Source organism: Paraglaciecola sp. (assembly GCF_030730205.1).
GTDB lineage: Bacteria > Pseudomonadota > Gammaproteobacteria > Enterobacterales > Alteromonadaceae > Paraglaciecola.
The window spans coordinates 1-8,503 of sequence record NZ_JANQVQ010000284.1 but is presented as its reverse complement, the minus strand read 5'-3'; the positions used below and the strand labels follow the sequence as shown (position 1 = coordinate 8,503).

At 42.0% G+C, this 8,503-nt stretch carries 8 protein-coding genes and 1 pseudogene; 5 read left to right on the top strand and 4 right to left on the bottom strand.

Features of this window, described 5'->3' with window-relative positions:
• The 4 genes and pseudogenes from NWQ57_RS18080 to NWQ57_RS18065 all read right to left on the bottom strand — a co-directional run.
• A pseudogene (locus NWQ57_RS18080) lies at positions 1-286 on the bottom strand (alpha-ketoacid dehydrogenase subunit beta); the annotation flags it as partial.
• A complete protein-coding gene (locus NWQ57_RS18075) occupies positions 286-1,470 on the bottom strand; it encodes a thiamine pyrophosphate-dependent dehydrogenase E1 component subunit alpha (protein WP_306023572.1) in 1,185 nt (394 codons plus the stop codon). The gene NWQ57_RS18075 and the pseudogene NWQ57_RS18080, both read right to left, overlap by 1 nt.
• 254 nt (positions 1,471-1,724) lie before the next feature.
• On the bottom strand, positions 1,725-2,519 hold the full coding sequence (locus NWQ57_RS18070) for a DUF2189 domain-containing protein (protein WP_306023571.1): 795 nt from the start codon (positions 2,517-2,519) through the stop codon (positions 1,725-1,727).
• Positions 2,520-2,651: 132 nt separating this feature from the next.
• Complete coding sequence (locus NWQ57_RS18065; protein WP_306023570.1) at positions 2,652-3,158, bottom strand: lecithin retinol acyltransferase family protein; 507 nt, start codon at positions 3,156-3,158, stop codon at positions 2,652-2,654.
• Positions 3,159-3,391: 233 nt separating this feature from the next.
• On the opposite strand from NWQ57_RS18065, the gene NWQ57_RS18060 reads away from it, so the two are divergent.
• The 5 genes from NWQ57_RS18060 to msrQ form a co-directional block, all read left to right on the top strand.
• Positions 3,392-4,612, top strand: a complete 1,221-nt coding sequence (locus NWQ57_RS18060; protein ID WP_306023569.1) for a pyridoxal phosphate-dependent aminotransferase — start codon at positions 3,392-3,394, stop codon at positions 4,610-4,612.
• Between the two features lie 6 nt (positions 4,613-4,618).
• The gene (gene yfbR / locus NWQ57_RS18055) at positions 4,619-5,227 is read left to right on the top strand and encodes a 5'-deoxynucleotidase (RefSeq protein WP_306023568.1); all 609 of its coding nucleotides are present in this window, start codon (positions 4,619-4,621) and stop codon (positions 5,225-5,227) included.
• Between the two features lie 48 nt (positions 5,228-5,275).
• On the top strand, positions 5,276-6,589 hold the full coding sequence (locus tag NWQ57_RS18050; protein ID WP_306023567.1) for an anti-phage deoxyguanosine triphosphatase: 1,314 nt from the start codon (positions 5,276-5,278) through the stop codon (positions 6,587-6,589).
• 233 nt (positions 6,590-6,822) lie between these two features.
• Entirely contained in the window at positions 6,823-7,827 is a 1,005-nt protein-coding gene (gene msrP / locus NWQ57_RS18045) for a protein-methionine-sulfoxide reductase catalytic subunit MsrP (RefSeq protein WP_306023566.1), read from the top strand.
• Between the two features lie 40 nt (positions 7,828-7,867).
• Positions 7,868-8,503 (top strand): protein-methionine-sulfoxide reductase heme-binding subunit MsrQ (gene msrQ / locus NWQ57_RS18040; protein WP_306023565.1); only part of this gene is annotated, 636 nt, incomplete at its 3' end.

Genomic DNA, 8,503 nt, shown 5'->3' with positions numbered 1-8,503 from the left:
TTACGATTTGGTCAAAGGCCGGAAAAATGTAATCAGCAAATTGAATTTCAGCCACAGGTACTGAGCCTTGCGACGCTAAACCATTGGCAAAACCAATAATGCCTTGTTCTGTTAGGGGCGTGTTAAAGCAGCGTCCTTTACCGAATTTTTCTTGCAGATTACTGGTGGCTCTAAACACCCCACCAAAATGGCCTACGTCTTCACCAAACACCATGACTTTTTCGTTTTCGTTCATGGCCGTGATTAACGCGTTGTTTACCGCTTGCAACATATTCATTTTAGCCATTACAGTCTCCCTGCTGTTTTAGGGTAAGCATCAGGATATTTGGCGATATGGGCTTTGAGTGCGGCTAATTGTTCATTTAAATGCCATGGCGGCGTGTCGTATACGTCATTAATGATTTCATCAATTTTACAAATGGGCACTTTTTCTACACGTTTTAACTCGTTTAATACTTCTTGACGACTTTGCTCTAAAAATATTTTGTTTTGCTCTTCGTCATACCAGCCTTTGCTTTGCATCCACGCCGCAAAACGCAAAACCGGATCTTTCGCGCGCCAGCGTTCTTCCTCGTCTTTTGAACGGTAACCGGTGGGATCATCTGAGGTTGAATGAGCCGCTAAACGGTAGGTCATGGCTTCAATGAGCACCGGGCAGTTTTCTGCCAGAGCCAGTTGACGGGCTTTTAGCGTTGCAGCATAAACAGCCAAGACGTCATTGCCATCAACACGGATAGTTCTAATACCATAGCCAATACCGCGCGATGCAATCCCGTCTCCGGCAAATTGCTCTTCAGAAGGCGTAGAAATAGCATAACCATTGTTGCGACAGAAAAAGATAACCGGACAATGCAGTACCGCAGCCATGTTCAAACCAGCATGAAAATCACCTTCTGACGCAGCGCCTTCACCAAAATAACAGATAGTCACAGCTGGCTGGCCCGCCATTTTCTGTCCGTAAGCATAACCGCTAGCTTGAGGAATTTGTGTACCAAGGGGCGATGAAATAGTCATGAAATTGAGTTCTTTTACACCATAGTGAATCGGCATTTGACGCCCTTTGTTAGGGTCTTTTTCATTGCTGAACATCTGATCCATAAATTGTTCGGTGGTATAGCCCCGAAACGCCAAGGTGCCCTGTTCTCGATATTGCGACATGATCATGTCTTGAGGTTCAAGGGCAGCGGCACTGCCTACTGTGGAAGCCTCTTCGCCAGTACACGCTAAGTAAAAACTGATTCGACCTTGACGCTGAGCCGCAACCATCCGCTCATCTAAAATGCGAATATACTGCATTGTAGTGAGAATTTTCTCTGCAAGGTCTTGCGGCATGTTAGGTAATACCGCTTCTTCGTGCGGCACACCATCGGCTTGCAAAATTTGTAACATGGGAATATCGACAAGGCCGTTGCTGATCACATTAACGTGATGACTAAGCCCAATATTAGATAAATGATTTCTGTCTTTCATTTACTTACCTTAAGAAGGATGTAGACCATGATGTAGGTAACTCGTATATTTCTTGTTATAAGTTTGTAAATGGTAGATGAGTATTTGAAACAAGACCTTGCGATTTAATCGAGTGGAATAATTACTGTTGGAATAACTGACTAATAAAGCGCCCTAAAGATGATGTTTATCCTAGTTAGCGAAAAACACCCGGTGGGTTTATACCACCTAAAACAAAAATAGCATCCTAAGATGCTATTTTTATTGAACAATTTTTACTCGAAATGCCGTTCTCGTTTTGTTTCTATTGTATCGATATAGCCATGCCATGTGGCATATCCAATAATCGGCATCAAAAATACAAAGCCGATAAACCAGGTAGCAAAGCCGATTAGCACCGATAGCAAAATAATACCGGCCCACAGCAGCATCGGCCCCTTGTTTACCCATACACTATTCATGCTAGTGAGCACTGCCGTTGCAAGGTCGACCTTGCGTTCCATCAATATAGGCTGAGTGAAAGCACTTAAGAAAAATACCAGTAAGGTAAAACCTGCCCCAACTACTGTGCCAACAGCTAAAAATGGCATTAAATTATCCCAATTTTCATCAAGATAAGGGGGATATAAGGCGTGGATGATAGAAGCGATCCGCAACCAAAAGATCATGAGCACCATTAACATAATACCTAAACCCCATTCATTCACGGCATTACGCTTTATCGCTTTAATACTATGCCACAAACTAGGTACATGATTTTTTTCAAGCTCCCAACTGACGTCGTACATGCCTGCAGCAAGGAACGGACCTATCAACATAAAACAAACAATGGCGGGCATAATGACCAAGTGCCAGCCAGTTAATTGCACCAAATAGGTTATAAACAATGGAATGGCAGCAAACACAAGGCCAAAAAATAAGGTTAAAATAGGCGCTCGTTTTGCATCCCTCAAAGCAAGTACAATCCATTTAAAAGGATCGCTGAATTCGAGCTTTTTACAGGGTATGACTCGGGCTATATGGCTGTCGACAATGGCATTGTGGGGTGCTTCTTTAAAATGTTCTGACATAACTTGACTCCGCTTAGGTATTATTTTTTGTTATCCCTAATAAAGGTTTAAACTACCAATTCATATATATCAAGGTTGTTCTACTATCTTTACGCAAGCAAAGAGAGAAAGATCGTAGTTATCTATTAATGCTTAAATTTCAGCCTTTTGCCAGTGAATTTCACAATCATAATGCTCAGCTAACAAACTGTTCAGCTCTGAAAAACCAGTGAGTGCTGTGGATTTTCCGCTGACGCAAGACCAAACAAACTTATGGCAGTTATTTCTGATAAGGTCATATTCACAATAGTGAAATAACTTTTCACTGGCCCTCATGGCGACAGTGTTGTCTGTTACCGGCCTATCATTATTATCGCATGCCACGTAAATTTGTTTGCCGCTGCGATTTTGTAAAAACCGCTTTGGTGAAATACCTCGAATTAATCCATTTCCTTTTAATTCAATTATATTTCCGTCGAGCCAAATACCGCTATGCTCAAACACCCCAAAAATACCACAACTGACAATCGCACCATTTTGCGGTTTAACCCATTTTTGGCCATTTTTAGCAAGCAGGCGCGATGAACCTTGCTTGGAATGTTTATTACTTGCTAATACAAGGATAGCACTGGCACCTAATAGCAGGAGAGGAAAAGCCATATGTTACTCCAAAAACAAATCCCTCCTTTAAGTGATACAAACAAACCGTTTTTTGCCAAGTTATGTTTGTAAGCTTTTGTTAATCTTAAACGTCATTTAAGTACGCTTGTCTGGTAGCGATTAACCTAATATGCATATATAACAAAAAAGCCTACAGACAAATGAAATAAACACTTAACAGTGATATGGCTAGTGTATTAATCTGTTGTCATCTCAATGAGCCAACTACATCAATGAAAATTATTAATAAATCCAACAAATTAGAAAATGTTTGTTATGACATTCGCGGTCCAATTCTTGACTACGCAAAAAAGATGGAAGATGAAGGGCATCGCATCTTAAAGCTGAACATTGGTAACCCTGCCCCCTTTGGTTTTGATGCACCTGATGACATATTAAAAGATGTGATCCACAACCTCCCCAAGTCACAAGGCTATTCAGACGCAAAAGGCATTTACGCAGCGCGCGTAGCAGTGTTGCAGTATTACCAGCAAAAGAATATTCGGAATATCACGGTAGAAGACATCATAATTGGTAACGGCGTGAGTGAGCTGATTGTGATGGCGATGCAAGGTTTGCTCAACGACAAAGACGAAGTATTGATCCCAAGCCCTGACTACCCTCTTTGGACGGCGGCGGTGAGTTTATCTTCAGGTAAACCTGTGCATTATATATGTGATGAAAGTAATGATTGGCAACCTGATATTGCGGATATTCGCAGTAAAGTGAGCCCAAAAACCAAAGCGATTGTGTTAATCAACCCTAATAACCCCACAGGCGCGGTGTATAGCAAAGAATTGCTACTACAGATTATTGAATTGGCCCGGGAATTTGGCTTTGCTATTATCAGCGATGAAATATACGACAAAATTTTATATGACGATGCCCAGCATCATTGTATCGCTGCGCTAGCCAGTGATGTGTTTTTTATCACGCTAAGTGGTTTGTCTAAAAACTACCGTGTCGCAGGTTTTAGAGCCGGCTGGTTGTTGGTAAGCGGCAATAAATTACCAGCGCAAAACTATATAGAGGGTTTGAACATACTGGCCTCAATGCGGATGTGCGCCAATGTGCCTAGTCAACACGCGATACAAACCGCCCTCGGTGGATATCAAAGTATCAATGAGTTAATAATGGAAGGCGGCCGCTTGAAAGTGCAGCGGGATTTATCTTGCGAGTTGATAAATCAAATTGATGGATTGTCGTGTGTCGTGCCTAAAGGTGCACTTTACTGTTTTGTAAAAGTGGATGCAGAAAAATTCAATATCACCAATGATGAACTCATGGTGCTTGATTTATTACGCCAAGAAAAAGTGCTGGTGGTACATGGCAGTGGTTTTAATCTAAAAACAGGCTGCTATTTCAGATTAGTGTTTTTACCTCACGTTGATGTGCTTCGTCCTGCTATTGAACGCATTGGCAATTTTTTCAAACATTACAAACAAGTTGTATAGAGTTTAATGAGTCATAACCCTTTAAAAAGTCATTTTTTTGCGCATTTGTCCCGTATGAAGTTAATTACGCGTTGGCCTTTAATGCGCAACGTTCGCTCCGAAAACGTACAAGAGCACAGTTTACAAGTGGCCATGGTGGCGCATTCCCTAGCGTTGATCCGAAACAAGTATTTTGAGGGCAAGTTAGATCCTTACAAAGTAGCCACCATTGCCATGTTTCATGATGTATCAGAAGTCTTAACGGGTGATTTACCCACACCGGTTAAATATTCAAATCCGGTAATCCGTGAAGAGTATAAAAAGATCGAGAAACTCGCTGAGCAAAAACTGATTAATATGGCCCCTACTGATTTTAAAGACGATTACGCGGCTTTGATTGACCACCATCATCACTCTGAAGACGAAGCCTTTATAGTCAAAGCTGCAGATGTGATCTGTGCCTATCTAAAAACCTTGGAAGAATTATCTGCCGGTAACAAAGAATTTGGTTTAGCAAAAAAACGTTTAGATAAAATTTTAAAAGATTATCGCTCAGACGAAGTGAATTATTTTATGAAAGCTTATGTGCCGAGTTTCAGTTTAAGTTTGGACGAGATAACGCAAGAAGAAATGTAAACTTCTAAGATATGTGCCTGTATCACCAGATAAAAGGAAGCGATAACATTGGACAATGATCAAGACTGGTTAGCTCGATATCAACAGCAAAGCTCGCAGCGAGAGGGTGATCATCGAACCCCTTTTCAACGTGATAAAGCGCGAATCTTACATTCTGCGGCTTTCAGGCGCCTGCAAGCCAAAACCCAAGTATTAGGCGTGGGTATGAGTGACTTTTATCGCACTCGTCTTACCCATTCTCTTGAAGCCTCGCAAATTGGTCAGGGTATTGCCGCTCAATTACGCAGTAAATTTCCCGAGTTAACCTTTGATCTGGGCTTAAACGATACTCTAATTGAAGCCTTGTGCTTATCTCATGATATTGGCCATCCGCCCTTTGGTCACGGGGGTGAAGTTGCCCTACATTATAAAATGCGTCACCACGGGGGCTTTGAAGGTAACGGCCAAACCTTCAGGATTGTGACCAAATTAGAGCCATACACCGCTGACTCAGGCATGAATCTGAGTCGCCGTACTTTATTGGGTTTAATCAAATACCCAAACTACCTTGATGCGTTAAACAACAAGTCTCTTGCCGAAGATGATAAGACTCTGTCTCACCGGCAAATTCAAGCAGCCAATTGGCATCCCCCAAAAGGCTTATATCAATGTGATGCGCCCCTGTTTGACTGGGTCACTGCACCTTTAAGCTCGGCCGATAAAAAGCGCTTTATGCTATTTAATCCAGCTGGTACGGCTCATTGTAAAACCCGTTATAAATCCTTTGATTGTTCAATTATGGAATTAGCGGACGATATAGCCTACGGCATTCACGATTTAGAAGATGCCATCGTGATGGGCATTGTTACGCATTCTGAATTTATGCAAGAGGTAGCAGAGCCCATTACCAACATCGCTGATACTTGGCTAAGTCGTAATATCTTGGGTCTTACCCAAAAACTTTTCAGCCATAAACATCATGAGCGCAAAGACGCCATTGGCGCACTGGTAAATAGTTTTATTACCTGCATCGAAATTGAGGATGTTGAACCGGCCTTTGCTGAGCCACTGTTAAAATACAACGCGGTGTTTCCTGCTCAATATCATCAAGCCCTAACGTTATTCAAAAATTACGTGTTTAACCGCGTGATATTAAAACCGGATATTCAATTGCTTGAATACAAGGGGCAGCAAATTGTGATGGAATTATTTGAAGCATTTTCATCCGATCCTTTACGCCTGCTTCCTGACAATACTCGCGAGCGATATAAAAAAGCCTGTGAGCAAAATAATGGTTTTCGCGTCATCGCAGATTATATTTCAGGCATGACAGATGGCTTTGCATCTCGTTTATACAACACCTTGTTTTTGCCGGCTGGGTAATCGTCTTCAACGTTGCTCAGCCCAGTTCCATCGCAATTAAACTATTTAATAGATATTCTGACCGTCTGCAGTTGCATGTTAGCGCTACATTGATCTAAAGCCTCTTAGCTTACTTATGAAAGAATATATCGAGCGTTTAGTCTGCTAAATTATTCTAGGTAAAATAATTGGAAAGATAATTCATCGATTACCTGTCTTTATCTCGGAGTCAGCAACTTATTGGAAAAATGACCATGTTAATTAAAACGCCAGCGAAAAGTACGTGCAAAGAACATCAGGTAACTGACGAAACCGTTTACAAACAAAGGCGGCAAATAATAAAGTCTATGGGATTTTTAGGTGCTGCAAGTTTGCTGCAATCAACACAGGTTAGCGCCTTTAGTTTGTTTGGCGACGATGAGCCAGAAAAATTTGTCACAAGACCATTACGTTTTAGCCCCGCTGACAAGTATCAAAGCAAAGACATCGTTACCCCAGAAGAAAAAGTCATAAGCTACAATAACTTTTATGAGTTTGGTACCGGTAAGGCCGATCCTGCAGAAAACGCGCAAAGCTTTAACGTTAACCCTTGGGATCTGACCATTAACGGTTTGGTGGATAAACCCATATCGCTTGGTTACGAAGATTTATATAAAAAGCTGACACTTGAAGAACGTATTTATCGCCTACGTTGTGTTGAAGCGTGGTCTATGGTGATACCTTGGGTTGGTTTCTCGCTGGCTGATTTAATTAAACTCGCAAAGCCCCTAAGCAGCGCTAAGTATGTGGCCTTTGAAACCCTGTACGATCCAAAACAAATGCCTGGCCAACGCAACCGTTTTGCTGGTGGTGGCATTGATTATCCTTACGTTGAAGGCCTTACCATTGAAGAAGCTACCCACCCTCTTGCGTTTTTGGCGGTGGGTTTATATGGCAAAACCCTGCCCCCCCAAAATGGAGCTCCAATTCGCTTAGTTGTGCCATGGAAGTATGGTTTCAAGAGTATAAAGTCTATTACCAACATCCGATTAACTGACAAAAAGCCACCCACAACTTGGAATATGTTAGCCTCGAACGAATATGGGTTTTATGCCAACGTCAACCCAAAGGTTGATCATCCGAGATGGAGTCAAGCCAGTGAGCGGCGCATTACAAGCGGTGGGCTATTTAATACTAGTCGCATCCCAACACAAATGTTTAATGGCTATGATGAAGTGGCGCCGCTGTATGCCAGTTTAGATTTAAAGCGAAATTACTGAAGCATGGTAAGTCAACTATCAATACACAGAGAACCTTGTTGTGGCCTTTAGATTAAAACTGATTCACATACTGCTGTTAAAAGGCATCATTCATTTTGCAGCCGTTATACCGCTGGCCTATACCTTTTACTTAGCCACCATCGATGATCTAGGGGGCGATCCTGTAATGGCGCTGATTCATTTTTGCGGTATCGGCGCGTTTAATTTATTGCTGTTGTCCTTGTTAGTCAGTCCCTTAGCGCAAAAATTAAAACAGGGCTTATTGCTAAGGTTAAGACGACTACTTGGCCTCTACGCTTTTGTTTACGCCTTGTCTCATTTGCTGGTATACGTGATATTTGAATTGCAATTGGATTGGGGGTTGATCGCTGGCGAGATTATCGAACGGCCTTATATCACCGTAGGTTTTGTGGCATTTTTAATACTAGGCGCACTTGCTGCTACATCAACCCAAGCCATGCAACGCACACTGAAACGCAATTGGCAAAAATTACATAATTGGGTCTATATCGCCGTGTTACTAATCGCCTTACATTTTATTTGGTCAGTCAAATCTGATATTAACGAACCCCTGTTATATTGGGCAATGACCTTGGTTTTGTTAACCATGCGTAAGTCAACGCTGCAACAATGGTGGCTGCGCCGCCAAAAACAAAACTCTGAGGTCAAGCGTCAG

What these genes read in the sequence shown, in the direction of transcription:
- NWQ57_RS18075 (WP_306023572.1), bottom strand. Translation starts at nt 1,470, where the DNA reads ATGAAAGACAGAAATCATTTATCTAATATTGGGCTTAGTCATCACGTT.
- NWQ57_RS18070 (WP_306023571.1), bottom strand. Translation starts at nt 2,519, where the DNA reads ATGTCAGAACATTTTAAAGAAGCACCCCACAATGCCATTGTCGACAGC.
- NWQ57_RS18065 (WP_306023570.1), bottom strand. Translation starts at nt 3,158, where the DNA reads ATGGCTTTTCCTCTCCTGCTATTAGGTGCCAGTGCTATCCTTGTATTA.
- NWQ57_RS18060 (WP_306023569.1), top strand. Translation starts at nt 3,392, where the DNA reads ATGAAAATTATTAATAAATCCAACAAATTAGAAAATGTTTGTTATGAC.
- yfbR (WP_306023568.1), top strand. Translation starts at nt 4,619, where the DNA reads ATGAGTCATAACCCTTTAAAAAGTCATTTTTTTGCGCATTTGTCCCGT.
- msrP (WP_306023566.1), top strand. Translation starts at nt 6,823, where the DNA reads ATGTTAATTAAAACGCCAGCGAAAAGTACGTGCAAAGAACATCAGGTA.